This window comes from Sulfitobacter profundi (genome assembly GCF_042661425.1).
GTDB classification, from domain to species: Bacteria; Pseudomonadota; Alphaproteobacteria; order Rhodobacterales; family Rhodobacteraceae; genus Sulfitobacter; species Sulfitobacter profundi.
Genome location: NZ_JBHSWA010000001.1, coordinates 3204566 through 3231149 on the forward strand (window position 1 = coordinate 3204566; position 26584 = coordinate 3231149).

18 protein-coding genes, 1 tRNA gene and 5 pseudogenes are annotated in these 26584 nt (G+C 61.9%); 16 read left to right on the forward strand and 8 right to left on the reverse strand.

Going from position 1 to position 26584, the window contains the following annotated elements; all coding sequences use genetic code 11:
• Positions 1 to 159 precede the first annotated feature (159 nt).
• From ACFQAU_RS16665 to pdxH, 6 genes and pseudogenes are all read right to left on the reverse strand, one after another.
• Positions 160 to 3573 (reverse strand): vitamin B12-dependent ribonucleotide reductase, encoded by a 3414-nt coding sequence (locus tag ACFQAU_RS16665; RefSeq protein WP_386283983.1) that lies wholly within the window; start codon positions 3571 to 3573, stop codon positions 160 to 162.
• Positions 3552 to 3815 (reverse strand): annotated as a pseudogene (locus ACFQAU_RS16670) (hypothetical protein); the annotation flags it as partial. The gene ACFQAU_RS16665 and the pseudogene ACFQAU_RS16670, both read right to left, overlap by 22 nt.
• 695 nt (positions 3816 to 4510) lie before the next feature.
• Positions 4511 to 4587 (reverse strand) — tRNA-Pro (locus ACFQAU_RS16675).
• A 77-nt stretch (positions 4588 to 4664) separates the two neighbouring features.
• Complete coding sequence (locus ACFQAU_RS16680) at positions 4665 to 5171, reverse strand: DUF192 domain-containing protein (protein WP_132443492.1); 507 nt, start codon at positions 5169 to 5171, stop codon at positions 4665 to 4667.
• Positions 5147 to 5694: pseudogene (locus ACFQAU_RS16685) on the reverse strand (cold shock domain-containing protein). Before ACFQAU_RS16685 ends, ACFQAU_RS16680 begins: the two are co-directional and overlap by 25 nt.
• A 20-nt stretch (positions 5695 to 5714) precedes the next feature.
• Positions 5715 to 6320, reverse strand: a complete 606-nt coding sequence (gene pdxH, locus ACFQAU_RS16690) for a pyridoxamine 5'-phosphate oxidase (protein WP_120350954.1) — start codon at positions 6318 to 6320, stop codon at positions 5715 to 5717.
• Positions 6321 to 6558: 238 nt separating this feature from the next.
• On the opposite strand from pdxH, the gene fabI reads away from it, so the two are divergent.
• From fabI to ACFQAU_RS16720, 6 genes and pseudogenes are all read left to right on the forward strand, one after another.
• Positions 6559 to 7365 carry an enoyl-ACP reductase FabI gene (gene fabI, locus ACFQAU_RS16695; RefSeq protein ID WP_132443493.1) on the forward strand — a complete coding sequence of 269 codons (807 nt, stop codon included), beginning with the start codon at positions 6559 to 6561 and terminating at the stop codon, positions 7363 to 7365.
• Positions 7366 to 7419: 54 nt separating this feature from the next.
• Positions 7420 to 7953: a xanthine phosphoribosyltransferase gene (gene gpt / locus ACFQAU_RS16700; RefSeq protein ID WP_067629419.1), complete on the forward strand. Its 534-nt coding sequence runs from the start codon at positions 7420 to 7422 to the stop codon at positions 7951 to 7953.
• Positions 7954 to 8001: 48 nt separating this feature from the next.
• Complete coding sequence (locus ACFQAU_RS16705; protein WP_132443494.1) at positions 8002 to 9183, forward strand: aminotransferase; 1182 nt, start codon at positions 8002 to 8004, stop codon at positions 9181 to 9183.
• A gap of 30 nt (positions 9184 to 9213) precedes the next feature.
• Entirely contained in the window at positions 9214 to 11058 is a 1845-nt protein-coding gene (locus tag ACFQAU_RS16710; RefSeq protein WP_132443495.1) for a peptidyl-prolyl cis-trans isomerase, read from the forward strand.
• A gap of 120 nt (positions 11059 to 11178) precedes the next feature.
• Positions 11179 to 12581 (forward strand): annotated as a pseudogene (trpE, locus tag ACFQAU_RS16715) (anthranilate synthase component I).
• Positions 12582 to 12583: 2 nt separating this feature from the next.
• Complete coding sequence (locus ACFQAU_RS16720; protein ID WP_067935596.1) at positions 12584 to 13624, forward strand: succinylglutamate desuccinylase/aspartoacylase family protein; 1041 nt, start codon at positions 12584 to 12586, stop codon at positions 13622 to 13624.
• A 24-nt stretch (positions 13625 to 13648) separates the two neighbouring features.
• Here ACFQAU_RS16720 and ACFQAU_RS16725 read toward each other — a convergent pair whose 3' ends face one another.
• Positions 13649 to 15175 (reverse strand): divergent polysaccharide deacetylase family protein, encoded by a 1527-nt coding sequence (locus tag ACFQAU_RS16725; RefSeq protein WP_386283986.1) that lies wholly within the window; start codon positions 15173 to 15175, stop codon positions 13649 to 13651.
• Positions 15176 to 15379: 204 nt separating this feature from the next.
• Here ACFQAU_RS16725 and ACFQAU_RS16730 point away from each other — a divergent pair, with 204 nt between their 5' ends.
• The 7 genes and pseudogenes from ACFQAU_RS16730 (at position 15380) to lexA (ending at position 20856) form a co-directional block, all read left to right on the forward strand.
• The gene (locus tag ACFQAU_RS16730; RefSeq protein WP_132443498.1) at positions 15380 to 15961 is read left to right on the forward strand and encodes an anthranilate synthase component II; all 582 of its coding nucleotides are present in this window, start codon (positions 15380 to 15382) and stop codon (positions 15959 to 15961) included.
• Complete coding sequence (gene trpD / locus ACFQAU_RS16735) at positions 15958 to 16974, forward strand: anthranilate phosphoribosyltransferase (protein WP_132443499.1); 1017 nt, start codon at positions 15958 to 15960, stop codon at positions 16972 to 16974. The genes ACFQAU_RS16730 and trpD overlap by 4 nt, the downstream gene beginning before the upstream one ends.
• Positions 16971 to 17630, forward strand: coding sequence for a uracil-DNA glycosylase (locus ACFQAU_RS16740; protein ID WP_132443500.1), 660 nt, complete (start codon positions 16971 to 16973; stop codon positions 17628 to 17630). Before trpD ends, ACFQAU_RS16740 begins: the two co-directional genes overlap by 4 nt.
• Before the next feature lie 7 nt (positions 17631 to 17637).
• Positions 17638 to 18450 carry an indole-3-glycerol phosphate synthase TrpC gene (trpC, locus tag ACFQAU_RS16745; RefSeq protein ID WP_120350946.1) on the forward strand — a complete coding sequence of 271 codons (813 nt, stop codon included), beginning with the start codon at positions 17638 to 17640 and terminating at the stop codon, positions 18448 to 18450.
• Complete coding sequence (gene moaC, locus ACFQAU_RS16750; RefSeq protein ID WP_067941390.1) at positions 18450 to 18923, forward strand: cyclic pyranopterin monophosphate synthase MoaC; 474 nt, start codon at positions 18450 to 18452, stop codon at positions 18921 to 18923. The genes trpC and moaC overlap by 1 nt, the downstream gene beginning before the upstream one ends.
• A pseudogene (locus tag ACFQAU_RS16755) lies at positions 18920 to 20089 on the forward strand (molybdopterin molybdotransferase MoeA). Before moaC ends, ACFQAU_RS16755 begins: the two are co-directional and overlap by 4 nt.
• 71 nt (positions 20090 to 20160) lie before the next feature.
• Positions 20161 to 20856, forward strand: a complete 696-nt coding sequence (gene lexA / locus ACFQAU_RS16760) for a transcriptional repressor LexA (RefSeq protein ID WP_120350944.1) — start codon at positions 20161 to 20163, stop codon at positions 20854 to 20856.
• Here lexA and ACFQAU_RS16765 read toward each other — a convergent pair.
• Positions 20850 to 22877 (reverse strand): ComEC/Rec2 family competence protein, encoded by a 2028-nt coding sequence (locus tag ACFQAU_RS16765; RefSeq protein ID WP_132443502.1) that lies wholly within the window; start codon positions 22875 to 22877, stop codon positions 20850 to 20852. The two genes, lexA and ACFQAU_RS16765, sit on opposite strands and share 7 nt — an antisense overlap.
• Before the next feature lie 115 nt (positions 22878 to 22992).
• On the opposite strand from ACFQAU_RS16765, the gene gltX reads away from it, so the two are divergent.
• From gltX to ACFQAU_RS16780, 3 genes and pseudogenes are all read left to right on the forward strand, one after another.
• Positions 22993 to 24393, forward strand: coding sequence for a glutamate--tRNA ligase (gene gltX / locus ACFQAU_RS16770; protein ID WP_132443503.1), 1401 nt, complete (start codon positions 22993 to 22995; stop codon positions 24391 to 24393).
• Positions 24394 to 24508: 115 nt separating this feature from the next.
• Positions 24509 to 25803 (forward strand): annotated as a pseudogene (locus tag ACFQAU_RS16775) (citrate synthase).
• A 479-nt stretch (positions 25804 to 26282) separates the two neighbouring features.
• The gene (locus tag ACFQAU_RS16780) at positions 26283 to 26582 is read left to right on the forward strand and encodes a hypothetical protein (RefSeq protein ID WP_120350941.1); all 300 of its coding nucleotides are present in this window, start codon (positions 26283 to 26285) and stop codon (positions 26580 to 26582) included.
• Positions 26583 to 26584: the final 2 nt, after the last annotated feature.

Consider the following 26584-nt stretch of genomic DNA (forward strand, 5'->3'; position numbering starts at 1 on the left):
CGACATCGGAAAGCGCAAAACGTCTGAACCAGTGGGTACAGCACCCCGACATAAATAAAGCTCCAGACCCAAAGGACCTGAAGCTTTGACTTTTTAAATTGCGAGCACTTAGGCGCCCTCGGGCTTCAAAACCCTCGCAAATGAGCGCCACAACCCCGTTTAGCTACAGCCGCTGGTGCCGCCGCAGGTGTTGCACTTCATGCAGGTGCCGTTGCGAACCAGCGTATAGTTGCCGCATTCGCCGCAGGCTTCGCCTTCGTAGCCCTGCATCTTGGCCTTGGACCGCGCATCAAGGCTGACCCCGCCGGAACTGACAGCAGTGGAGGATTTCACCGCCAAGGCCATGTCACCGCTGCCGCTGATCTGTGGCGCGAGGCCCTGCAAGCCCGCATCTGTGTCCGCGCTTTGCCCGCCTTGCAGCACCACAAGATCTTGCGGCAGGCGGTTGCGCAGATACCCGGACGAGCTGATTTGCTTGAGCACCTCAAGCGATTTATTCGCCGCGTTCTCACTCAACTCGCTCACATTGCCAAGGTTCTCTTCCTCACCTCGACCCAGATCGTCAAAGGTCGCGCCTTCAGGCTTCACATGCGCCAGATCGGTCCGGTCGAGGTAGGACACGGCGAGTTCGCGGAACACATAGTCAAGGATCGAGGTCGCCTGTTTGATGCTGTCGTTGCCCTGCACCATGCCCGCGGGCTCGAATTTGGTGAAGGTGAAGGCGTCGACGAACTCCTCCAGCGGCACGCCGTATTGCAGGCCCACGGAAACCGCGATGGCGAAGTTGTTCATCATCGCCCGGAAACCCGCGCCTTCCTTGTGCATGTCGATGAAGATTTCACCCAGCTTGCCATCTTCGTATTCGCCGGTGCGCAGATAGACCTTATGCCCGCCGACATTCGCCTTCTGGGTATAGCCCTTGCGGCGCTGCGGCATCTTCTCGCGGTGCGATTTGATGATCTCTTTGACGATCACCTTTTCGACGATCTTCTCGGCCAACACGGCGGCTTTCTCATGCGCGTTGCCGCTTTCCAGCGTTTCGGCGGCGTCATCGTCGTCTTCGACCAGCGCGGCCGCCAGCGGCTGGCTCAGCTTTGAACCGTCGCGGTAAAGCGCATTGGCTTTGATCCCCAAGGACCAGCTTAGCTCATAGGCCTTTTGGCAGTCCTCGATGGTGGCGTCATTCGGCATGTTGATCGTCTTGGAGATCGCCCCCGAGATGAAGCTCTGAGCCGCCGCCATCATATGGATGTGGCTGTTGACCGACAGATAGCGTTTGCCCTTCTTGCCGCAGGGGTTGGCACAATCGAAGATGCCGTAATGCTCGGCCTTGAGGTGCGGCGCGCCTTCCAGCGTCATAGTGCCGCAGACGTGATCATTGGCCGCTTCGATATCCGCCTTGCTGAAACCGAGGGAGCGGAGCAGATCGAAGGTCGGGTCGTTCAGCTTTTCGGTCGGGATGCCCAGCACCTGCGTGCAGAACGCCTCGCCCAGCGTCCATTGGTTAAACACGAAACGGATATCAAATGCCTGCTTCAGCGCGGCATCCACCTTGGCCAACTCATTCGCGCCAAAGCCGTGGCCCGCCAGCGTGGTATGGTTGATCGCAGGCGCGTTGCCGATGGTGCCGTGGCCCACGGCGTAGCTGACGATCTCTTCGATCTGGGCCGACCCGTAGCCGAGTTTCTCAAGCGCTGCGGGCACGGATTGGTTGATGATCTTAAAGTACCCGCCCCCGGCGAGTTTCTTGAATTTCACCAGCGCGAAGTCCGGCTCGATCCCCGTGGTGTCACAATCCATCACCAGACCGATGGTGCCGGTGGGCGCGATGACAGAGGTCTGGGCGTTGCGGTAGCCATGCACCTCACCCAGTTTCAGCGCCTCGTCCCAACAGGATTTGGCGATGTCGACCAACCCGGCCTGTGGGCAATTGCCATGATCCAGCGGGACTGGCGTGACCGAAAGCTGCTCATAGCCATCCGCCTTGCCATAGGCGGCGGTACGGTGGTTGCGGATGACGCGCAGCATATGCTCAGCGTTCTTGGCATAGCCCGGAAAGGCCCCCAGTTCGCCCGCCATTTCCGCCGACGTTGCATAGGCCACGCCGGTCATGATCGCGGTCAACGCCCCGCCAAGGGCACGGCCCTCGTCACTGTCGTAGGAATAGCCCATGTTCATCAGCAGCCCGCCGATGTTCGCATAGCCAAGCCCCAGCGTGCGGAAGTCATAAGACCGCTGCGCGATCTCTTTGGAGGGGAACTGCGCCATCATCACGCTGATCTCAAGCGTCACGGTCCACAGACGCGAGGCATGCATGTAATCCTCGACCTGAAAAACGCCGTCCTTGAGGAAGGTCAGCAGGTTCATCGACGCCAAGTTGCAGGCCGTGTCATCAAGGAACATGTATTCCGAACAGGGGTTCGAGCCGCGGATCGCACCGTCTTCGGGGCAAGTGTGCCAGTCGTTCACCGTGTCGTGGTACTGGATCCCCGGATCGGCGCAGGCCCATGCGGCATGGCCGACCTGATCCCAAAGATCGCGGGCCCGGATGGTTTTCACCACACGGTTTTCGGTGCGGCTGATCAATTCCCAATCGGCGTCCTTTTCCACCGCCTTGAGGAAGGCGTTGGTGACCCGGATCGAGTTGTTGGAGTTCTGGCCCGAAACCGAGTTGTACGCCTCAGAGTCCCAATCGGTGTCATAGGTCGGGAATTCGATGCCGGTATGGCCCTGTTTGGCATAGTCCAGCACGCGCTTGACGTAGGTCTCGGGGATCGCGACCTTTTTGGCCTCGCGGATCGCGGCCTTCAGCTGGTCGTTCTTGGCCGGGTCGTAGGCATCCGCCTCGGCACCGTCCCATGCCTTGATCGCGTCGAACAACAGGTTCAGCTTCTGCTCATGCATCTTGGAGCCAGCGACGATGCTCGCCACCTTTTGCTCTTCGAGCACCTTCCAGTTGATGAAATCTTCGATATCGGGGTGGTCGGCGTCGACGATCACCATCTTCGCCGCGCGACGGGTGGTGCCGCCGGATTTGATGGCGCCAGCGGCGCGGTCCCCGATCTTGAGGAACCCCATCAAACCCGACGACTTGCCGCCGCCCGACAGCTTCTCGCCCTCTCCGCGGAGCGATGAAAAGTTGGTGCCCGTGCCTGAGCCGTATTTGAAAAGCCGCGCTTCACGGACCCAGAGGTCCATGATACCGCCGTCGCCCACCAGATCGTCGGCGACCGACTGGATGAAGCAGGCATGGGGCTGCGGGTGCTCATAGGAAGACTTCGAACGGGTCAGTTTCCCGGTCTTGTAGTCGACGTAGTAATGCCCCTGCGCCGGGCCATCGATGCCGTAGGCCCAGTGCAACCCGGTGTTGAACCATTGCGGGCTATTGGGGGCCGCGCGCTGGCTGGCCAACATGTGGCGCATTTCGTCGTAATAGGCGCGGGCGTCTTCTTCGGTCGAGAAATAACCGCCCTTCCAGCCCCAATAGGCCCAAGCGCCCGCCAGACGGTCAAAGACCTGCTTGGAAGAGGTCTCTCCCCCATCTCGGCGCCCTCGGCGGGGACCGAGCGCCAGAGGAACTCCGGCACGCCCTTTTCTTTGACGCGGCGCGTGGCGCTTGGCACGCCCGCTTTGCGGAAATACTTCTGCGCGATCACGTCGCTTGCGACCTGGCTCCAGGATTTCGGGACTTCGACGTTGTCGAGCTTGAACACCACCGAACCGTCAGGGTTGCGGATCTCTGACACCGTGGTGACAAAGTCCAAATCCGCATAGGCGTCCTGCCCGGCTTTGGTGAAATTCCGTTCAATCTTCATCGTCGCTGCCCTTTTCCAAACTTTTAAAATCCTAAGCCGACCCGCTCTAAGCAGACCGTCTCCCCCGCTTGTTGGCAGTTTGGGCAGAGCTTCGCCGTGCCACCTGCTGACGCGGGCGGCTGGAATCCCATTGAAACACTGGTGCTTGTATTCTGTCCCCACTGCCAAAGCGCCGGCTGCGTTACACACAACATCTTGTGGCGCTCTACTTGACCCCCACAAACTGACGTAGATAGACCTAATCGGTCAACGGTTTTTTTACGTTTTATTTCCGGCAAGACAGTTGACCGATGCGCCCCTATTTGCGCCATCCGCGCGCGAAGTGATTCAGCCTCAGGATATCCCCAAAGATACCCGCAAGCCCGGTGCAGCGTTGAATTCCAAATAATCCATTGCCCCGGCAGAGTTAGGGGCGGTGCTTGAGGGATTGGTCGAATTCATCCACAGGCCGAGACGCCCGAGAGAGCATCAGGCCCGCCGAAGCTGGCCACATATCGCCGCGGAAGGGGTCCAGCGCCCCTGCCCGTCAGCTCAATGCAAAACCGCGACAGAATCATCACGGTCTTCGCAGGCATTGGCGTAAATCTGCCAAAGCACAGGCGGCAGACACTATATCTTGTGCAGAATGGAAATATTCCAGCCGATACAGCCCCTAGATCGCTAAGGACTGAAATAATCTCAAGGCTGGAAGAAAGTGGTCGGAGCGAGAGGATTCGAACCTCCGACCCCCTGTACCCAAAACAGGTGCGCTACCAGGCTGCGCCACGCTCCGACTGGGGCTTCTTTAGCCATAAGCCCGCCGATTGAAAAGCCCCGATTGACCTTAAACTCAGAAAAACGACGAAGTCTTTAGCAAGGCCAGGCCGGGGTGTTCCCAGCAAAGGCCGGATGGCGGATTTCGCTGCCTTCCGTGATGCCCAGACGTTTCGCCAGACCGCCATTAATCTCCAAGACCGACAGCAGATCATCCCCGCCCGGAATCGGTGTCTCATCCAGTGGTATGGCGGAGTGGTGAATTTTCTGCACCACGCCCCTATCGTCGATGAACAACAGGTCGAGCGGGATCAGCGTATTGCGCATCCAAAAGCTCAGCGGTTGGGGGGTCTCATAGATAAAGAGCATCCCCGCACTCAGCGGCAGAGAGCGTCGGTGCATCAGTCCCTTGGCCCGCTCCGCCGTGTCATCCGCCACTTCGACGGAGAACCGCGCCTTGCCCCAGTCGCCCCGCAGGCTCACGCTATCGGCGCGACAGACCTCGGCCAGCGCCGCACCGGTCAGCAGCAGGCTGGCAAGCGCCGCCCCTGCAATATGCCCTGTCAGATGTCGTACCTTCAGCCGTCTATCACCGCGTCCCATGAACTTACCTCCGCCGCCAGATGGCCCCGATCGCCAACAATCACCCGCATGGCAAGCGCTTCGCCCGGTTGCAAATCACAAAGTCCGGATTGGCGCAGTACATCGATATGCAGAAACACATCTTCCGCGCAGCCAAAGACATTTGCAAACCCAAAACCCTTGGCCTTGTCGAACCATTTCACACGGGCGGGCTCGAACTCGGCAGCGGCAAGTTGATCGGGATCAAATCCTGCGAATTCGACCACGGCGGCGGGCGGCTCGCTGGGGGCGTGACGGCAAGCACCTCGACCGCCTGCGCGCCGCGGTCGGTCTGCTGCACCCGCACCGTCACCCGCGCCCCATCAGCGACAGAGCTTTGGCCGAAATTGCGCAGAACATTGACGTGCAGTAATATGTCGGCCCCGCCCGCATCGGCCACGACAAAGCCGAAGCCTTTGAGCGGATCGAACCATTTGACCACGCCCTCAAGGGGATCGCTTAGTCCCGGCGTTTCTGCCGGTTGGGTATCAGACACATCTTTCATCGCTAATCCGTGCCGTCCTATCAAGGATTGAGCCGTGTGACGGCCCAGGGCGCTGCGGCATCCGCGCGGCGCCATTGAAAACGGTCATGCAGGCGGAATTCGCCATCTGCCCAGAATTCGATTTCCAGCGGGGTGATCCGGTAGCCGCCCCAGAACGGCGGACGTTTAGGGTTCACCCCCTGCTGCGCGGTCACTTTGGCGACTTCGGCCATCAACGCCCCGCGCCCCGACAGAGGCTGCGATTGGCGCGAGGCCCAAGCCCCCAAACGGCTCTTGAGCGAGCGCGATGCGTAGTAGTCATCGGCCTTTGGCCCGTCTTCGCGGCTGATCAGCCCACGCACCCGCACCTGACGGCGCAGCGATTTCCAATGCATGACAAAGGCCGCCTTGCCCGCGCCATCCAGTTCTTGGGCCTTTTGGCTTTCGTAATTGGTGTAAAAGACAAAGGCGTCCGGTTCGATCTCTTTCAACAGCACCATGCGGGCGTTTGGCAGCCCTTGCGAATCTACCGTGCTCAGCGCGATGGCGTTGGGGTCATTCGGCTCACTCGTGTCTGCTTCGGAAAGCCAACGCTGCGCAATCGCAAAGGGATCGTCCCCCGCAAATATACCAGTCCGCGTTTCCATTCGGCATCCCCTCCTAGAGTGTTCGAGCCCGTAACCGGTTCTTCGCCGGAATCTGAGTTATTCGCTAAGACATTTGTTAACGATCGGCAACTCAAAGGACAACCTTACCCGATTTCCGTCAGTTAGCCGCCGATCTTATGGCAAATCACGGGGGTGAAGCCGCCTGTGCAGTCTTGATGGCCGCGCTGCAATCGCCTAGACCAAGACAACCTAAACGGAACATAGACAAGGCGGCGGAATGGGAAACGAATTAATGCGGGGCAAGCGCGGGCTCATCATGGGGCTTGCGAATGACAAATCCATCGCATGGGGCGTGGCCAAATCGCTGGCCGATGCGGGGGCTGAGCTGGCTTTTTCCTACCAAGGCGATGCGCTCAAGAAGCGCGTTGGTCCTTTGGCCGAACAGCTTGGCAGCGACATCGTTCTGCCCTGCGACGTCGGCGACGAAGCCTCGATCGACGCGATGTTTGATGGGCTGAAAGAACGCTGGGACGGGCTTGATTTCATCGTTCACGCCATCGGCTTTTCCGACAAGGGGGAACTGCGGGGCCGCTACGTCGACACCAGCCGCGGCAACTTCGCCATGTCGATGGATATCTCGGTATATTCCTTCACCGCCGTGATGCAGCGCGCGGAAAAGATGATGTCGCCCGGTGCCAGCGCCCTGACGCTGACCTACTACGGCGCCGAAAAGGTGATGCCGCATTATAATGTGATGGGTGTGGCCAAGGCCGCGTTGGAGGCGAGCGTTAAATACCTTGCCGAAGATCTGGGCAAGGACGGCATTCGCGTCAACGCGATCTCGGCGGGGCCGATCAAGACGCTGGCGGCCTCCGGCATCGGTGATTTCCGCTACATTATGAAATGGAACGAATACAACTCGCCCCTGCGCCGCAATGTCACCACCGAAGATGTCGGCAAGGCCGCCCTCTTCCTGCTGTCGGATCTGGGCAGCGGCACCACGGGAGAGAACCTGCATGTCGACGCGGGCTATCACGTTGTCGGCATGAAGGCGGTTGACGCGCCCGACATGTCCAAGGAATAAGCCGCCCAAATTAATTCGCGCGGGTGCCCGCGCCAGCTGCTGCAAAGGACCATCATGACCAAATCCAAGGACGCCTCGCGCCTGCCCCATGAAAAGGGCTTTCACATCTCCTGGGATCAGATCCACCGCGACAGCCGTGCGCTGGCGTGGCGGCTCGATGGTCTTGGTCCCGACGATGGCGCGTGGCGTGCCGTGGTGGCGATCACCCGCGGCGGCATGGCCCCCGCGATGATCGTCGCGCGTGAGTTGGATATCCGCACTGTCGATACGATCTCGGTCATGTCCTACCATTCGGGCGGCGGCGCCGCCGACCAGCGCCGCGAGGCCAAGGTCCTGAAATCCCCCGACGCTGAGATGATGGGCGATGGCACCGGCATCCTGATCGTCGATGATCTGGTCGACAGCGGCAAGACCATTGAACTGGTGCGCGAACTTTACCCCAACGCCCATTTCGCCACCGTCTATGCCAAGCCCGAGGGCGAGCCGCAGGTCGATACTTTCATCACCGGCGTCAGCCAAGACACGTGGATCTTCTTCCCGTGGGACATGGCGCTGCAATATGTCGAGCCCTACCGCGGCAAGGACTGAGGGGCCCTGCGCCACCTTCCCCTGCCCCTTACCTGACCGGATACACCTATGCCGCTTTCGCGCACCGCCACCACTTTCTTCCCTCCGGTGATGGAGGCGCGGCGCTGGCTGGATGGCGTGACATTCACCGATGACCGTCCGCTGATCAACGTGAGCCAAGCCGCCCCCGTCGATCCGCCCCCCGAGGGGCTGCGCCGGGCGATGGCCGAGGTCACGCTGAACAACGATGAGGCGCATCTCTATGGCCCCGTGCTGGGCTTGCCGGAACTGCGCGCCGAACTGGCGCGGCAGACGGCAGAGAAATACGCGGGCGTGGTGACCGACGAACAGGTCTGCATCACATCCGGGTGCAACCAAGCCTTTGCCGCCGCCATTGCCACGCTCTGCGGTGAAGGCGATGAGGTGATCATCCCGACGCCTTGGTACTTCAACCACAAAATGTGGCTCGACATGAGCGGGGTCACCGCCGTGCCGCTGCCCGTCGAAGCCGACATGCTGCCCGACCCCGACAAGGCCGCAGCCGCCATCACCCCACGCACCCGCGCCATCGCGCTGGTCACCCCCAATAACCCCGGTGGCGTGGAGTATCCCGCCGCCCTCGTGCAGGAATTCTTCGACCTCGCGCGCCGTCACGGCATCGCGCTGATCCTCGACGAGACCTACCGCGATTTTCACAGCCGCCCCGGCGCGCCGCATGCGCTGTTCCGCGACCCCGACTGGCACGACACGCTGATCCACCTCTATTCCTTTTCCAAAGCCTACCGCCTGACCGGCCACCGCGTCGGCGCGCTGATCGCCAGCACGGCGCGGCTGGCGGAGGTTGAGAAGTTTCTCGATACCGTGGCCATTTGCCCGGCGCAGATCGGCCAACACGGCGCGCTCTGGGGGATGCAGAACCTTGGCCCGTGGCTGGCAGATGAACGCGAAGAAATCCTTGCGCGCCGCGCCGCGATTGCTGCGCTGATGCCCAAGATCGAACCGCTGGGGTGGGAATTGCTCGGGCTCGGCGGCTATTTCGCCTATTTGCGACATCCCTTTGACCTCTCCTCGGCAGAACTGGCCCCGCAATTGGTGCGCGATGCAGGCGTGCTTTGCCTGCCCGGCACGATGTTCCAGCCCGAGGGAGACGCGCGCGGCGAAAGCCAGTTGCGCATCGCCTTTGCAAACCTCGACACCGCCGGTCTCGAAGTGCTTTTCGACAGGCTTGCAGCCCTGCCACGCAACGCATAGACAGGTCCGAAATTAACGAGGGACCGTGTCATGGCCAAAAAAGGCTTCAGCTTTTCGAAAACCGCCGTCTGGGCCTTGATGGCCCTTTTGATCTTGGGTCTTGGCGGCTTTGGTGCGATCAACCTCAGCGGCAATCTGCGCAGCATCGGCAGTGTCGGGGACAAGTCGATCTCGGTCGATCAATACGCCCGCCAATTGCAGCAGGAAATCCGCGCGATTGAAGCACAAACCGGCGAGAGCCTGTCCTTTGCCCGCGCCCAAGAAATGGGTCTGGACCGCGCCGTTCTGCAACGGATCGTCCGCAACCGCGCGCTGGATCACGAAGCCGACGAAATGGGCCTCTCTATCGGCGATGCCACCCTGCGCGACGAGATCGTGGCCATTTCGGCGTTCCAAGGGATCGATGGCAACTTCGACCGCGAAGGCTATCGTTTCGCCCTTCAGCAAAGCGGCATGAGCGAGGCCGAGTTCGAGCGTTCGATCCGCGAAGAGGCCGCGCGCGGCCTGTTGCAGCGTGCGGTTCTGGGCGGCGTCTCAATGCCTGACACCTACGCCCGCACGCTGGTTGACTACGTTGCCGAACAGCGCAGCTTCACTTGGGCCCGGCTGAGCGCGGATGACCTCGACACGCCCGTGGCCGCGCCGACAGAAGAAGAGCTTCAGGCCTATTACGACGCCAACACCGATGACTTCATGCTGCCCGCCAGCAAAGGCATCACCTACGCATGGCTCCGCCCCGAAGACCTGCTGGACGAGGTAGAGGTGCCCGAAGAAGAGCTGCGCGCCGAATATGACGCCCGCAGCGATGAATACGACCAGCCCGAGCGTCGCTTGGTCGAGCGTCTGGTCTTTGCCAACGAAGAGGCCGCCACGCAGGCCGCAGCAGCGCTCGAAGTTGACGGCACCACCTTTGAGGCGCTGGTCGAAGAGCGCGGCTTGGCTCTGGCGGATGTGGATATGGGCGACGTGGCCAAATCCGATCTCGACGCCGCAGGTGACGCGGTGTTTGGAGCGCAAAGCGGCGACATCGTTGGCCCTCTACCCACTTCGCTTGGGCCGGCCCTCTTCCGCGTGAACGCGGTTCTGCCTGCGCAGAACGTACCTTTCGAAGAGGCCCGTGAGGTGTTGGAAGAAACCCTCGCCATTTCCCGCGCGACCCGCGCTGTCGAAGCCCGCGCACAGGAAATCGACGACCGCCTCGCCGGAGGGGCCACGCTTGAAGATCTGGCCGAGGAAACCAAAATGGACCTCGGCACCATCGACTGGACCCAAGAAAGCAGCGAGGGCATCGCCGCCTATGGCGCCTTCCGTGAAGCCGCAGCAAGCCTGAGCGCGGATGCCTTCCCGCAGATCGACCAGTTGGAAGACGGCGGCGTTTTCGCCATGCGCCTTGATGAGACCAAGCCAGAGCGCCCCGAACCTTTCGAGCAGGCCCGCGATGCGGTTGAGACCGCGTGGCGCAATGCCCAGATCGTGGAGGCGCTGACCGCCAAGGCCGAGAGCCTGACCGGCACATTGGCCGAAGCGGACGGTTTTGAGGCCGCCGGTCTCACGCCGCAGCTTGGCGAAGGCCTGACCCGCAGTTCCTATGTCGACGGCACGCCCGACGATTTCATGGATCAGGTCTTTGACCTCGACGAGGGTGGCGTCGCGGTCCTGCCCGCAGGGGACAGCGTCGTGGTTCTGCGCCTTGATGCCGTGACCCCCGCGGGCGAAGACGACCAGACCCAAGCGCTGATGACCCGTCTGTCACAGCAGTTGGATCAGGCGCTGGCCCAAGGTCTTTTCGATATCTACAGCAATGCAGTGATGCGCGATGCCGATCCCCAGATCGACCAGCGCGCGGTCAGTGCTGTGCATGTGAACTTTCCCTGATAGGCAAATTTGATGGCCCTGACCCCGGATTTCGACACTTTCGCCCGCGCCTATGAAGCGGGCGAAAACCAGATCGTCTACACCCGCCTTGCCGCCGACCTCGACACGCCGGTGTCGCTTATGCTCAAACTGACGGGCGCGGCGGAGAATGCCTTTGTGCTGGAGTCTGTCACAGGCGGTGACGTGCGCGGACGCTATTCCATCATCGGCATGAAGCCCGACCTGATCTGGCGTTGCCGGGGTGAGACCGCAGCACTGAACCGTGCGGCGCGCTATGATGCGGATGCCTTTGAGGACATGCCCGGCGATCCGCTGGACCGTCTCCGCGATGTCATCGCGGAATCGCGCATCACCCTGCCCGATGATCTGCCCCAAGCCGCCGCTGGTCTCTTTGGCTATCTCGGCTATGATATGATCCGGCTGGTCGAACATCTGCCCAATGTGAACCCCGACCCTCTGGGCCTGCCTGATGCGGTGATGATGCGCCCCTCGGTCGTGGCCGTGCTGGATGGGGTGAAGGGCGAAGTCACCATCGTCTCCCCCGCTTGGGTGTCCGAGGGCCAGACGGCGCGCGCCGCCTATGCCCAAGCCGCCGAGCGGGTGATGGACGCGGTGCGTGATCTGGAACGCGCCATGCCGCAGACCTCCCGCGATTTGGGAGAGGCCGAAGACGCGCCGGAGTCCGTGAGCAATTTCACCCACGACGGGTACAAGGCCGCCGTCGAAAAGGCGCGCGATTACATCAAGGCGGGCGATATCTTTCAGGTGGTGCCAAGCCAGCGTTGGGCTCAAGGGTTTACCCAAGCCCCCTTCGCACTTTACCGCAGCCTGCGGCGCACCAACCCTCGCCCTTCATGTTCTATTTTAACTTCGGCGGCTTCCATGTGGTCGGCGCAAGCCCAGAGATCCTCGTGCGGGTCTTTGGCAACGAAGTCACCATTCGCCCCATCGCCGGCACCCGCAAACGCGGTGCCACGCCGGAGGAAGACCGCGCGCTAGAGGCCGATCTGCTGAGCGATCCCAAAGAGCTGGCCGAACACCTCATGCTGCTCGATCTGGGCCGCAACGATGTGGGCCGGGTCGCCAAGATCGGCACCGTACGCCCGACGGAAGAGTTCATCGTCGAACGCTACAGCCATGTCATGCACATCGTCTCCAACGTGGTCGGAGAGTTGAAACAGGGCTGCGATGCGCTTGATGCCTTCTTTGCCGGGATGCCCGCAGGCACCGTCTCGGGCGCGCCCAAGGTCCGCGCGATGGAGATCATCGACGAGTTGGAACCCGAAAAGCGTGGCGTTTACGGCGGCGGCGTGGGCTATTTCAGCGCGGGCGGCGACATGGATATGTGCATCGCCCTGCGCACGGCAGTGGTGAAAGACGAAACGCTCTACATCCAAGCCGGTGGCGGCGTTGTCTATGACAGCGATCCAGAGGCCGAGTTCATGGAGACGGTGCATAAATCCGGCGCGATCCGCCGTGCCGCAGCCGATGCGGCGCGCTTTGGCGGTAAAGGGAACAGCTGACCATGCCAAACCGGGCCCCCTTTCAGATTGCGGGGCATTCCGTTGCCCCCGGCAGCAGCCTTGCGGTTGACCTGCCCGTTTCGATCCTGCCGGATCACACGCCGGTGCATCTTTCGCTTGAGATCTATCACGGCAAACGTCCGGGGCCGACGATGTTCGTCTCGGCTGCCGTGCATGGGGATGAGGTCATCGGCGTTGAGATCACGCGCCGACTGCTGCGCGCGCCGCAGCTCTCCGCCCTGCGCGGTACACTGATCGTGGTGCCGGTGGTGAACTCCTTTGGCTTTCTGAACCGCTCACGCTATCTGCCGGACCGGCGCGATCTAAACCGCTGTTTCCCCGGCTCGCCTTCGGGCAGCCTTGGCGCGCGGCTGGCGCATATTTTCCTGCAAGAGGTGGTGCTGCGCTGCGACTTTGGTGTCGATCTGCATTCGGCGGCGATCCACCGCACGAACCTGCCGCAGGTGCGTGTTTCGCCCGCGGACAAGGTGACGCATAAGATGGCGATGGATTTCGGCGCCCCGGTGGTGCTGACCTCGCCGCTGCGCGATGGGTCGTTGCGCGCGGTTGCGGCGCGCGAAGGCACGCCGATTCTGCTTTATGAAGCGGGCGAAGGGCTGCGCTTTGACGAGATGGCCGTGCGTGCCGGGCTCGCAGGCATCCTGCGGGTCATGCGCGGACAAGACATGCTGCCCGCCAAGGGCATCGCCAGCGCCCGCAGCGCGCCCTATATCTGCACCGCCTCGCATTGGCTTCGTGCCCCTGCGGGCGGCCTGCTGCGCACCTTCCGTGCCGAAGGTGAGACGGTGGCCGAAGGCGATCTGCTTGCCATCGTGTCGGACCCCTTTGGCAAAGAAGAGGCCGAACTGCTGGCCGATGCGCCGGGCATTCTTATTGGGCGTGCCATTCTGCCGATCGTCAACGAAGGCGACGCGGTCTTTCACCTCGCCAAGCTCAGCCCCCGCGCGGCAGAGGCGACGGTGGATGAACTGGTCAATCAGTTGGAAGAAGACCCGCTTTTCGACGAAGACGAGATCATCTAATTCAGGGCCATACCCTGCGCGGGGTCACTCCTTGCGCAGCAAGACTGCCGAGATCGGGACCAAGGCCACATCGCTGGCCCGGTCCTGCAGGCCCCAAAGCAGCAGCGCCGAGACGGTATCGGGCCGCAGACGGCCCAGCATGATCACCGCCCCCTCTTGCCCGGCCTTGAACGCCGCTTGATCGAGGAAGCGGCGGATCACCCGTGCGGTCTGGTCCTTGCTGTCGAAATCGCGAAACACCGGATCCGCAGGCACCCCGGCCTTCCGCGCCAGTTTCGGCATGGTGTTGAGCCCTTTGTCCTGCGTCACCAGCCCGTGGCCGGACTGCGCAAGGATATCCGTCACTTGATCGGCCAGCGCCCGGCTGCCTTGAAAGCCGCTCTGGGTCCCTTCCAGCACACCGACCACGGGCCCGATCCGGTCGAGCGTGGCGGCAAAGGCGGTCTCGGCATCGCTTGGCTGTGCGCCCTGCGGCAGATCGACCAGCGCTAAGACCTCAAACCCGGCCTCGCGATAGGTTTCCACCCGTTCCGCCGCGTCCGAGAGGCCGCTGTCGACCGCAAAGCTCAGCGGATAGGGAAAACTGCGCAGCGCGGCCAGCCCGGCGCTGCCCGCGGTGACCGAAGTGCCATCGTCGATCAACACCACGCTCATAAGCGGTTTGCCCTCGGGCAGGTCTCCGGCAAGGCTGTTGACCACCACGGGGCGCGGATCGTCGTTCACAATCTCGTCAGCCTCGGCGGGCTCTGCCGCGGGTGTCGCACCGGGGCGGTTGATCACCACCCCCGTATCACGGTCTGACAAAGTGACTGCGGGTGTGCCGATGATCGGTCGGCCATCGCTCTCCGTATCGGCGGGTTCAGGCGTCGCTTCCGCAGACTGCGGCTCTTCCACCGGCGCGGGGGCGTCTGCTGCGGTGGATTGAGGAGCAGCCTCGGGTGTAGGCGCATCTTCCTCGGCATCAACGACAGGCGGAGTTTCGACGATATCACTCTCCGGTGCCGGTTCCGGCACCGCATCCTCTTCAACGGCAATCTCTTCCGCTGGCAGGGTGATCGCCTCGTCCTCCTCGACCTCCGGCGCTTCCATGCCTTGCGGCGCGTCAAACGCCCCTTCGATATCGGCCACATCCGGCGCAGGCGGCTGCGCGGGTTCGGTGCTGATCGAAAGCTCGTCGGCGGCCTGCGGCGCATCGGGGGCCACGGCCTGCGGATTGGGCAACACCGGTTCTTCCGCGCCCGGAGACATCGGGGTTTGCCCCTCTGGTGCCGCGGGGGTGCTGAGCCCCTCTGCGCTGCCGGTCTCTGGCAGGCTGGCCGACGTCTGCGTGTCGGGGTCAAGCGCGGCTAGGCTGTCTTGCTCAGGCACATCGGCACGCGGCGCGGGAGCATTCAACACAGGCGCAGAATCGCGGCTGCGCCCCTGCTCACCTGCATCGGTCACATTGATCCGCGCCGGGGCGGGACCAGAGCCGGGCGCATCACCCACCTGCGGCGGCAAGGGCAAGGGCATCATCAACGACACCGCACCGGCCACACCGATGCACGTCACACCCCCCAAATCAGCCCGCTCAGAACTCCGCGTGCCATCTGCGCTACTCCTGCTGTCTGCGCCATGGCCAGAAAGCCCGGCGTTCCCCTCAATTGGCTTGCCCCAAACTCTTGACGATGGGGTTCAAGCCTGAACATGTATGCCAAAACCTATACCGCGCTCCGGCGCGGTTTCTCCAGTCCTAATACAAAGAAATGCCTGCCTGTGCTGCTGCTCATCGATAACTACGACAGCTTTACCTATAACTTGGTCCACTATCTGGGCAGCCTCGGGGCGGATGTGCAGGTGCACCGCAACGACGCGCTCAGCGTGGACGAAGCGATGGCCATGAACCCCGCCGGTATCTTGCTGTCCCCCGGCCCCTGTGACCCTGACCAAGCGGGGATATGCCTAGAGCTGACCCATGCCGCTGCCGAAGCGCGGGTGCCGCTCTTGGGCGTCTGCCTGGGCCATCAGACCCTTGGCCAAGCCTTTGGCGGCAAGGTCGTGCGTGCGGATGACATCGTGCACGGCAAGCTGGGCCAGATGCAACATGAGGGGCGCGGTGTCTTTGCCGGACTGCCCTCGCCCTTTGGGGCCACGCGCTATCACTCGCTGGTGGTGGAACGCGCAAGCCTGCCGGAGTGTCTTGAGATCACCGCAGCACTCGAAGACGGCACGATCATGGGCCTGCAACACCGCGACCTGCCGTTGCACGGCGTGCAATTCCATCCAGAATCGATCCGGTCCGAGCATGGTCACGCCCTGCTGCAAAACTTCCTGAATGAGATGAAGGTCCCGGCATGAGTAGCGCGTTGAAACCCTTGCTTGACGCCGCTGCCAACGGGCCGCTCACCTCGGAACAGGCTGTGGAGGCCTTTGAAATCCTCTTCGAAGGCGAAGCCACGCCAAGCCAGATCGGTGGCTTTCTCATGGCCCTGCGCACGCGCGGCGAAACGGTCACCGAATATGCCGCCGCCGCAAAGGTCATGCGCAGCAAATGCAACGCCGTGCGCGCGCCCGAAGGGGCAATCGACATCGTCGGCACGGGCGGCGATGGCAAGGGGACGCTGAACATCTCGACCGCCGCCGCGTTTGTGGCCGCAGGCGCAGGCGCGGTCGTAGCAAAACATGGCAACCGCAACCTTAGCTCGAAATCCGGCGCTTCCGACGCGCTGTCGCAGCTTGGCATTAACGTCATGGTCGGCCCTGCGGTGGTCGAGCGTGAATTGGCCGAGGCGGGCATCGGTTTCATGATGGCCCCCATGCATCACCCCGCCGTCGCCCATGTTATGCCCACAAGGTCCGAGCTTGGCACCCGCACGATCTTTAACATCCTCGGCCCGCTCACCAATCCCGCAGGCGTCAAACGCCAGCTTACCGGTGCCTACAGCCGCGATCTGATTGAACCGATGGCGCTGACGCTAAAACAACTCGGCTCTGAAAAAGCGTGGCTCGTGCACGGGTCCGACGGCACGGATGAGCTGACCATCACCGGTGTAAGCTGGGTCGCCGCACTGGAAGACGGCGTGGTTAACTTGCGCGAATTGCACCCCGAAGACGCGGGCCTGCCGGTCCATCCGTTTGAGGCCATCGCCGGGGGTGAACCTGCCGAGAACACCAAACATTTCAAAGCTTTGTTAGACGGCGCTCCATCAGGTTACCGCGACGCTGTGTTGCTCAACGCGGCCTCCGCCTTGGTCGTAGCGGATGTGGCCCCCGATTTGAAAACCGGCGTTGAAATGGCCCGTGAAAGCATCGACAGCGGCGCAGCGCGTGACCGGATCGAAAAAGTGGCGCAGATCAGCCAGTCGAAATGACACCGCCAAGCCTCAGCGCGCTTGGCGATTGGGCCGAACTACCCTTTTTCGCTGCGGACTGGCCGCGCATCGCCCAACGGCTAGCTGCCGAGCCGCGTGAGATTTTGCCGCCCGCTCCCAAGATATTCGCAGCACTTGAACACCTTCAGCCCGCAGCGGTAGAGGTGGTGATCCTCGGCCAAGACCCCTATCCCACACCCGGCCATGCGCACGGCTATGCCTTCTCAGCCGAGCCTCACGTGCGCCCGATACCACGATCTCTGGCCAATATCTTCAAAGAGTTACACGGCGATCTTGGCGCACCGCCTGAAGATCCAGATCTGCGGTTCTGGGCCGATCAAGGTGTCCTGTTGTTGAACAACGTCCTAACCGTTCCGGCAGGCTGTGCGAATGGACATGCGAAACTTGGCTGGCAAACGCTGACCGCTCAGGTGCTGGCCCGCCTCTCAGATCGCCCCCGCGCCTATCTGCTTTGGGGCGCACATGCGCAGAAGGCCGCGGCGCAAGTTGACCCGGTGCAAAACCTCAAGATCGAGACACCGCACCCATCGCCGCTTTCCGCCCGGCGCGGCTTCTTTGGATCGCGCCCCTTCAGCCGGGTGAATGACTGGTTGCAGGGCCAAGGCAAGCCCGGCATACATTGGACAAAGCCGTGAGGATGCCATGACCGCCACTATTCTGGAAAAAATCAAAGCCTATAAGCTGGAAGAAATCGCCGCTGCCAAGGCCGAAAAGTCGCAGGCTGACATGGAGGCCGCCGCCCGTGCAGCACCGCCCGTGCGCCCCTTTGCGCAGCGCCTGCACGAAGCCTCCCGCGAGGGCTATGGCCTGATTGCCGAGATCAAGAAAGCCAGCCCGTCGAAAGGGCTGATCCGGGAAGATTTCGAACCCGCCGACCTTGCCCGCGCCTATGCGGCAGGCGGCGCCACCTGCCTATCGGTTTTGACCGATACGCCCAGTTTTCAAGGCGCGAAAGAGTTCTTGGTCGAGGCTCGCGCGGCCTGCGATCTTCCGGTGCTGCGCAAGGATTTCCTTTACGACCCCTATCAAGTCGCCGAAGCGCGAAGCCTTGGTGCGGATTGCATTCTGATCATCATGGCCTCTGTTTCTGATGCGCAGGCCGCCGAGTTGGAGCAAGCCGCGCAGGACTGGGGCATGGATGCGCTGATCGAAGTGCATGACGCCGCAGAACTGGCCCGTGCCGAAAAGCTTACGAGCCGGATGATTGGGATCAATAACCGCAATCTCAATACCTTCGAGACCTCTCTTGATGTGACACGTCAACTCTCGGAAGCGGTGCCGCCCGATCGGATGCTGGTCTGTGAATCCGGCCTCTACACCCCTGCGGACCTCGCCGATATGGCGGTTTATGGCGCGCGCTGTTTCTTGATCGGCGAAAGCCTCATGCGGCAAGAAGATGTTGAACAGGCCACCCGCGATCTACTGGCCAGCCCCCTCATCCCGGGAGGCATGTAATGGCGCTAACGCATTTCGACGCCGAGGGTGACGCGCATATGGTCGATGTCTCGGACAAGGCCGTCACCTCTCGCGTGGCCAGAGCCGAAAGCTACATCAAGATGGCACCCGAAACGCTTGAAATTATTACCGAAGGGCGGGCCAAGAAAGGTGACGTTCTAGGCGTCGCAAGGCTTGCCGGGATCATGGCGGCCAAGCGTACGGCGGATCTGATCCCGCTTTGTCACCCATTGCCGATCACGAAAGTCAGCGTTGATCTAACGCCCGACGCCACCCTCCCGGGCATCCGGATCTCGGCCACCGTCAAGACCACCGGTCAAACGGGCGTAGAGATGGAAGCCCTCACTGCCGCCTCTGTCACCGCGCTCACGGTCTATGACATGGCGAAAGCGGTAGATAAGGCGATGGAAATTGGCGGCACGCGGGTCACATTGAAAGACGGTGGCAAATCAGGCCGTTATGAGGCGACATGATCAGCGTTGAAGCGGCAATGGCGGGTGTTTTAGACCTCGTCACCCCGCTAAAACCCGAAGAAATCGCTCTGCGGGCCGCAAATGGCCGCGTCTTGTCACAACCCGTGATGGCGCAGCGCAGCCAACCGCCCTTTGCCGCGTCCTCTATGGACGGCTACGCACTGCGCCGGGCTGAGGTCGAGCCGGACGCGATGTTCAAGGTGGTCGGCGAGGCTGCGGCGGGCCATGGCTACGCAGGTACGCTCCGCGCCGGGCAAGCCATCCGCATCTTCACAGGCGCACCGATCCCCGATGGGGCCGATTTCGTGGTGATCCAAGAGGATGTCACCCGGCGCGGCAACCTTATCACCCTTGGCCACCGCATTGATGACAAAGACAATATCCGCCCCGCGGGGAGATTTTACCCAAGGCGAAGAGCTCACCGCCCCGCGCATTCTGCGCCCTGCTGACGTGGCGTTGCTCGCCGCGATGAACGTCGCGAAAGTGCCCGTCACGCGCAAACCCGTCATCGCGATCCTCGCCACAGGGGATGAATTAGTGCAACCCGGCGAGAGCCCCGGCCCTGACCAGATCATCGCCTCCAACAGCTACGGCCTTGCCGCGATGTTCGAGGATGCAGGCGCCGAGGTGCGTATGCTGCCCATCGCGCGCGACACTGCGGCCTCGCTCAAACAAGCTTTCGCCTTGGCCCGCGGCGCGGACCTTATTGTCACGATCGGCGGCGCTTCGGTAGGCGATCACGACCTAATTGCGCCGGTCGCGGCAGAGCTCGGCATGGAGCAGGCTTTTTACAAAGTCGCCATGCGCCCGGGCAAGCCCCTGATGGCAGGCAAAATCGGAGCCTCAGCAATGATCGGGCTGCCGGGAAACCCAGTCTCAGCAATGGTTTGCGGGGCGGTCTTCGTGTTGCCGATGCTGCGGCGGATGTTGGGGTTGCAAGACGTACAAGCCCCCTGCGCGATGCGCCCCTCGGGCGCGGCATTGGCCCAAATGGACCGCGAGCGCACTATATGCGAGCTCAGCTTCGCGATGGAGCGCTTTATCCGGATGATCGTCAGGATTCATCCCTTCTGTCCGTCTTGGCACAGGCGGATGCTTTGATGGTTCGTCCGCCCGCGGATCCAGCAAGGAATGCCGGGGATATACAGCAGTACATTTTGATTTAACGCCCGCAGCGGTTGACACAAAACAAGAACATCCGTAGAACAAAAGCAATAAAAGCTTCAGGGGCCGTGCAATGCTGACCAAAAAACAACTCGATTTGCTTTCTTTCATTCACCAGCGCGTGCAGCGCGACGGCGTCCCGCCGAGTTTTGATGAGATGAAATTGGCACTCGATCTGCGATCGAAGTCTGGCATTCACCGTTTGATCACGGCACTAGAAGAACGCGGATTTATCCGGCGCCTTGCCCATCGTGCCCGCGCAATCGAAGTGGTCAAACTTCCTGAAAGCCTCGGCGGTGCGCCCGGTTTTGCCCCGCGCGTGATTGACGGGGATCGCCCCGACACCCCGCCGCCGCCCGCAGCACAATCGGTCACGGCGCAGCACGCCTTTGATGTGCCGGTCATGGGCCGGATTGCTGCCGGTGTTCCGATTGAGGCGATTTCACAAGTCTCGCACAGCGTTACGGTTCCCGGTGGAATGATCGCCGGTCAAAGCGAGCATTACGCGCTTGAGGTACGGGGCGACTCGATGATTGAGGCGGGCATTAACGATGGCGACATCGTAGTGATCCGCGAGACATCTGTGGCCGACAACGGTGATATCGTGGTCGCGCTGGTCGAGGATCAAGAGGCGACGCTGAAACGTTTCCGTAGGCAGGGGTCTTCGGTCGCGTTGGAAGCGGCGAACGCGGCCTATGAAACCCGCGTACTGCCCTCGGACAAGGTTAAGGTTCAGGGCCGACTGGTGGGGTTGATCCGCACCTACTGACGCTTTGGCCTGCTGTTCCACAAACGCAGGCCGGCACGGTCCCTCGCCGTGGTGATCTGCCAACCGTGGGATGATTTGGTTAGCGCCAGGGCGCCGGTTTCACGTAGGCGAACAGGATCATAGATCGGGCAGCCCCAAGTCTCGGCTGCCTTTATCTCGACAGATGCCACCACGATATCTTCCGGCTGACAGCCGGTAAATGCGGCGACCGCCCGTTTTCCTGAAAGGTGGATAATTCTATCCTCTTGCGCGGCCCACCTTTGAGCGGCCATGGCCTGATCAACGCCGTCGCCGTCATTTTCCAACCAATTGCGGGCAACAAATCCAGCGCCCCTCTCTTTGCTGAGCGCCCTGCCCGCCGGGGTCATTACACCCACCAACGTCCCAGTATCAGCGACAAGCACATCGGGGCGCGTGGCCCCCTGCCAAACAGCGAAGGACAGCAGCATCGCGGGCGCGCCCAACCAGCGCATGCGGCCTTGCCACAAGATGAGCCATAGAAATCCAAGCGACAGAAGCGGCAGCACCCATCCCACCGGCCCCGGCACGAAACTGCGCGCGCCGGGCAGATGCGCCACCAGATCCGCGACCGATAGTATCCACCTCAGGCCGAGCCCCATGGCCCAAAGCGGAAGCCCCTCGCCCCCGACGGGCGCAAGGATGGCGGCCAGCACGGCGGCGGGAATGACCAAGACGCCCATCAACGGGACCGAAAGCAGGTTTGCGACCAGCCCGTAATGGGCGACCGTGTTAAAATGCGCGGCGGAGATTGGCGCGGTGGCGAAACCCGCAACGGCCGAAGAGATCACGACAGCAGCGACCGGGCGCAGGCGCTTGGGGATGACCTCACCTTCGAAGTCGCGCATCCAGCCAAAGACTGCGACAAGCGCAGTGGTCGCGGCGAATGACATCTGGAAGCCCGGCCCCATCAGCGCCTCGGGGCGCAGGATCAGCACGATGATCCCCGCCGCGGCGACGGCCCGCAACGAAATCGCCCGCCGCCCGATCATCAGCGCGCACAAGGCAACGGCGCACATAATATAGGCCCGCTCGGTCGCGACATTTCCGCCCGAGAGCGCGAGATAGCCGGTGGCGGCGATAAGCGCAGCTGCCGCCGCGATGCTGCGGCTGGGCCAGCCTGTGGCCGAGACCGGATGCAGAGCAAGGATCAACCGCGCCGCGCCAAAGACGACCGCGCTGAGCAGCCCCATGTGCAGCCCCGAGATCGCCAATAGATGCGCCAGATTGCTGCTGCGCAGGTTTTGTAGCGCGGCTTGCGAAATGGCGCTGCGGTCGCCGGTGGTGATGGCGGCGGCAAAACCGCCGATGTCACCGGGCAGATGCGCGCGCACCCGTGCCGATGCGGCCATGCGCAGCCGAAACAGGGCCAGACCGGGGTCCCTTTCGGCTGGTTCTGCGATCCCCAATAGCGGCACCCGGGCATAACCGACCGCCCCCAGCCCCGCGAACCAAGCGTGGCGCTGAAAATCAAATCCGCCGGGCTCAACCGGGCCCGCGGGCGGCGACAGATGCGCGGTGGTCATCACCTGCATGCCCGGCTTGGGCGCAACCGCGCCGGGGAGTTTCGAGTGGAGCGAGACCCGGACCCGGCTCGGCGTACGCGCGGGCGGCACCCGCTCCAACCGGACCTGATCAAGCGTGATACGCGGCGCATCCGATTGGCTGCGGTCAAGCGCCACGACGCGCCCTTCGACAGCGCCGTAGTAACGCCAGCCGAGCACGGGGGCGCTTATCGAATGCGCCCGAAACGCCGCGAGGAGCAATCCCAGCAGAACCAGGGCCAAACCGACCGCGAAGGGTGCGGTAACCTCAGGCAATGCCCGCGCCACAACCGCCAACGCGGCGACGGCGAGTGCGGTGGCCCAAAGCAATGGTATCGAAGGCTCCGCCGCCAGCGAAAAATACCATCCGATCCCCAAGGCGAGACAGACCGGCACCCAGCCGAACAGATGCCCCCGCTGGCGCAGCATCACGGTGCTGAACTGGTTCCAAAGGCCCATGCTTGCCCCCGCGGATCGCACTGGGTAGACAGACGTCAAATCCTAGGACCGGTAGGGTTACCAAACGGTAAACGCCGCTCCGAGCACAATATCTCTGACCGAAAGGCCCACCGCCATGAACGCCCCTGTTGTGACCCGTTTCGCCCCGTCTCCTACCGGGTTCTTGCACATCGGCGGGGCGCGTACCGCCCTGTTTAATTGGCTCTATGCCCGTGGTCGGGGCGGCAAATTCCTGCTGCGCATTGAAGACACCGACCGCGCGCGGTCCACCCCAGAGGCGACGAAAGCGATTCTCGCCGGCATGTCTTGGCTGGGCCTAGATCACGACGGCGAAATCGTCAGCCAGTTCGAAAACGCCCCCCGCCATGCCGAAGTCGCACATGAGCTTCTTGCGGCGGGCAAAGCCTATAAATGCTTCGCCAGCCAAGAAGAAATCACCGCATTCCGCGAGGCCGCACGCGCCGAGGGACGCAGCACGCTCTACCGCTCGCCCTGGCGCGACGCCGATCCGGCAAGCCACCCCGACGCGCCCTACGTGATCCGCATCAAGGCCCCGCTGGAAGGTACTACCGTGATCCGCGATCAGGTTCAGGGGGATGTGACCATCCGCAACGATCAGCTTGACGATATGATCCTGCTGCGCTCGGACGGTACACCGGTTTATATGCTCGCCGTGGTGGTGGACGATCACGATATGGGCGTGACCCATGTGGTGCGCGGCGACGATCACCTCAACAATGCCGCCCGCCAGATGATGATCTATGAGGCGATGGGTTGGGACGTGCCGGTCTGGGCGCATATCCCGCTGATCCACGGCGCGGACGGCAAGAAGCTGTCGAAACGTCACGGGGCCTTGGGGGCGCAGGAATATCAGGTAATGGGCTACCCGGCAGCGGGGATGCGCAACTACCTTGCCCGGCTGGGCTGGAGCCACGGGGATGATGAATTCTTTACCGACGCACAGGCCCAAGAGTGGTTCGACCTTGACGGCATCCGCAAAAGCCCCGCGCAATTCGACCTGAAAAAGCTCGAAAATCTTTGCGGCCAGCATATCGCGCAGGCCGATGATGCCGCGCTGCGGCGCGAAATCGAAGCCTATCTGGAGGCCGCAGGTCAGCCTGCCCTTACGGCACCCCAAGCCAAGGGTTTGGAGCGCGCGATGTATTGCCTCAAAGATCGCGCGAAGACATTCCCGGAACTGCTTGAAAAATCGACCTTTGTCTTAGCCGAGCGCCCGATCACCCCGGATGAGAAAGCGGCAAAGAACCTCGATACGGTATCCCGTGGCATACTGTCGGAATTGACGCCGCAATTGCAAAATGCTAGCTGGAACAAAGAAACGCTGGAGGAGGTACTGAACGGCTTTGCTGCCGCGCATGACACCAAATTTGGCAAGCTGGCGGGGCCGCTTCGGGCGGCTTTGGCTGGCAGGGCAGTCACCCCATCGGTTTTTGACATGATGTTGGTGCTGGGGCGCGATGAGACCCTTGCCCGACTGACGGACGCCGCGGCCTAAGTTTTGGTTCACCACTTCTTTGGGCGGCAGGTATAACTGAACGGGACAGCCCCATTTGGGGCTAGGCCCAGACGGCGGGGAGCATCTCCGCAGCCTACATTCGGGAAGGGATTTCATGACCAATAACAATAAAACCGCAACGCTGACGATCGACGATCAGAGCTTTGAGCTGCCGATTCACAGCCCCACCGACGGCCCCGATGTTGTCGACATCCGCAAGCTTTACGCTCAGGCGGGTGTCTTTACCTACGACCCGGGTTTCACCTCGACGGCAGCCTGCGACAGCACGATCACCTTTATTGATGGTGACGAGGGCGTGTTGCTGCACCGTGGCTACCCGATCGAGCAATTGGCGAGCAAATCGCATTACCTCGAAGTTTGCTACCTGTTGCTTTACGGTGAACTGCCCTCCCCAAGGCGCTTGAAGATTTCGAATGTCTGGTGACCAACCACACCATGCTGCACGAGCAGATGATGAACTTCTTCCGTGGGTTCCGTCGCGACGCGCATCCGATGGCAATCATGGTGGGCGTGGTCGGCGCGATGTCGGCCTTCTATCACGACAGCACCGACATCAACGACGAGCATCAGCGCGAAGTCGCGACGATCCGTCTGATTGCCAAGATGCCGACCATCGCGGCGATGGCCTATAAATACACCATCGGCCAACCCTTCGTCTATCCGCGCAACGATCTGGACTATGCCTCGAACTTCCTGCGCATGTGCTTTGCCGTTCCGGCCGAAGACCATGAGGTAAACCCGATCCTGAGCCGCGCGATGGACCGGATCTTTACCCTCCACGCGGACCATGAGCAGAACGCCTCGACCTCAACCGTGCGTCTGGCGTCTTCTTCCGGCGCGAACCCCTTCGCTTGTATCGCCGCCGGCATCGCCTGCCTTTGGGGTCCGGCACATGGTGGTGCGAACCAAGCCTGCTTGGAAATGCTCAAGGAAATCGGCACGCCCGATCGCATTCCTGAGTTCATCGCCCGCGCCAAGGACAAGAACGATCCCTTCCGCCTGATGGGCTTTGGCCACCGCGTTTACAAAAACCACGACCCGCGCGCGACCGTGATGAAGGAAAGCGCCGACGAGGTTCTGGAGCTGATGGGTGTTGAAAACAACCCGATCCTTCAGGTCGCCAAGGAACTTGAAAAAGCGGCATTGGAAGATCCGTATTTCGCGGAGAAGAAACTGTTCCCCAACGTGGATTTCTATTCCGGCATCATCCTCGAAGCGATGGGCTTCCCCACATCGATGTTCACTCCGATCTTCGCGCTGGCGCGGACCGTGGGCTGGATCTCACAGTGGAAAGAGCAGATCAGCGATCCGCAGCTTAAAATCGGTCGTCCGCGTCAGCTTTACCTTGGTGAAGACAAGCGCGACTACGTCGATATTGAGAACCGCTGAACCAACCGACAGTAACATCGCAAACGCCCCGGATTTCCGGGGCGTTTCGCATTTTGCCCCGGCCCTGCAATCGGTACCCGCGTTGGACGTTGTTGACCCAAGGGCAACAATTGAGATGCGAAGCGGCGTGCGAATACCCCGGCTCCGAATCGCGTAAATCAACGCCACTTCTCGCGACGTATGCAATGGGTCCGAAAAACAGTGAATGTTTCCAAGCGTTTTGCCAGTTGCGAAACACCGAGGCGCAAATTACGGCCAAATTACGGCACTGTTTCGCCTTGCGTGACAATGGCCCAGTCCCGCTTGACGGGAATCCCCCGGGGCGATACCCTCACATCAAGGGGCCTTTTCGGGGTGGGAAAGGCATCATCGCGGCACTGCATTGAGGGATTTCCCCTCTCGCGGTCCGGCTGGAGTCCGCCCCAAAGGTAGATGACATTTGGCAGCTTAGCAGCCCGCCCGCGACGAAGGAAAGCACGATGACCGGATCAGAACGGACCAAAGGGCTTCGCTGGGACTGCGCCACCGGTCTGACGCCCGCCAAGGCCAGTGAAATCCCCGGCCCTCAGGGTGCACTGGTGCCCGACACGCTGCATGATTGCGATCAGATCGCCGTGGTCTATGACAAAGGCCAGACCCCGCCACGGATCACCATCGCGCAGGTGTCGAACTCCGTACATACGGTTTTGGCGGATGGCGTCGCAGTGGCGGTGGTGGCGCGGGCCAATGGCCCGGCACCTTCGGCAAGCGATGTGCTTTTGGTCGAGCGAAGCTGCTAGCC

Bases quoted from the DNA above. Each gene is read 5' to 3' on its own strand.
- ACFQAU_RS16780 (WP_120350941.1), top strand. From the start codon at position 26,283: ATGACCGGATCAGAACGGACCAAAGGGCTTCGCTGGGACTGCGCCACC.
- gltX (WP_132443503.1), top strand. From the start codon at position 22,993: ATGAACGCCCCTGTTGTGACCCGTTTCGCCCCGTCTCCTACCGGGTTC.
- ACFQAU_RS16705 (WP_132443494.1), top strand. From the start codon at position 8,002: ATGCCGCTTTCGCGCACCGCCACCACTTTCTTCCCTCCGGTGATGGAG.
- ACFQAU_RS16710 (WP_132443495.1), top strand. From the start codon at position 9,214: ATGGCCAAAAAAGGCTTCAGCTTTTCGAAAACCGCCGTCTGGGCCTTG.
- ACFQAU_RS16740 (WP_132443500.1), top strand. From the start codon at position 16,971: ATGACACCGCCAAGCCTCAGCGCGCTTGGCGATTGGGCCGAACTACCC.
- fabI (WP_132443493.1), top strand. From the start codon at position 6,559: ATGGGAAACGAATTAATGCGGGGCAAGCGCGGGCTCATCATGGGGCTT.
- trpD (WP_132443499.1), top strand. From the start codon at position 15,958: ATGAGTAGCGCGTTGAAACCCTTGCTTGACGCCGCTGCCAACGGGCCG.
- ACFQAU_RS16720 (WP_067935596.1), top strand. From the start codon at position 12,584: ATGCCAAACCGGGCCCCCTTTCAGATTGCGGGGCATTCCGTTGCCCCC.
- moaC (WP_067941390.1), top strand. From the start codon at position 18,450: ATGGCGCTAACGCATTTCGACGCCGAGGGTGACGCGCATATGGTCGAT.
- lexA (WP_120350944.1), top strand. From the start codon at position 20,161: ATGCTGACCAAAAAACAACTCGATTTGCTTTCTTTCATTCACCAGCGC.
- gpt (WP_067629419.1), top strand. From the start codon at position 7,420: ATGACCAAATCCAAGGACGCCTCGCGCCTGCCCCATGAAAAGGGCTTT.
- pdxH (WP_120350954.1), bottom strand. From the start codon at position 6,320: ATGGAAACGCGGACTGGTATATTTGCGGGGGACGATCCCTTTGCGATT.
- ACFQAU_RS16765 (WP_132443502.1), bottom strand. From the start codon at position 22,877: ATGGGCCTTTGGAACCAGTTCAGCACCGTGATGCTGCGCCAGCGGGGG.
- ACFQAU_RS16680 (WP_132443492.1), bottom strand. From the start codon at position 5,171: ATGGGACGCGGTGATAGACGGCTGAAGGTACGACATCTGACAGGGCAT.
- trpC (WP_120350946.1), top strand. From the start codon at position 17,638: ATGACCGCCACTATTCTGGAAAAAATCAAAGCCTATAAGCTGGAAGAA.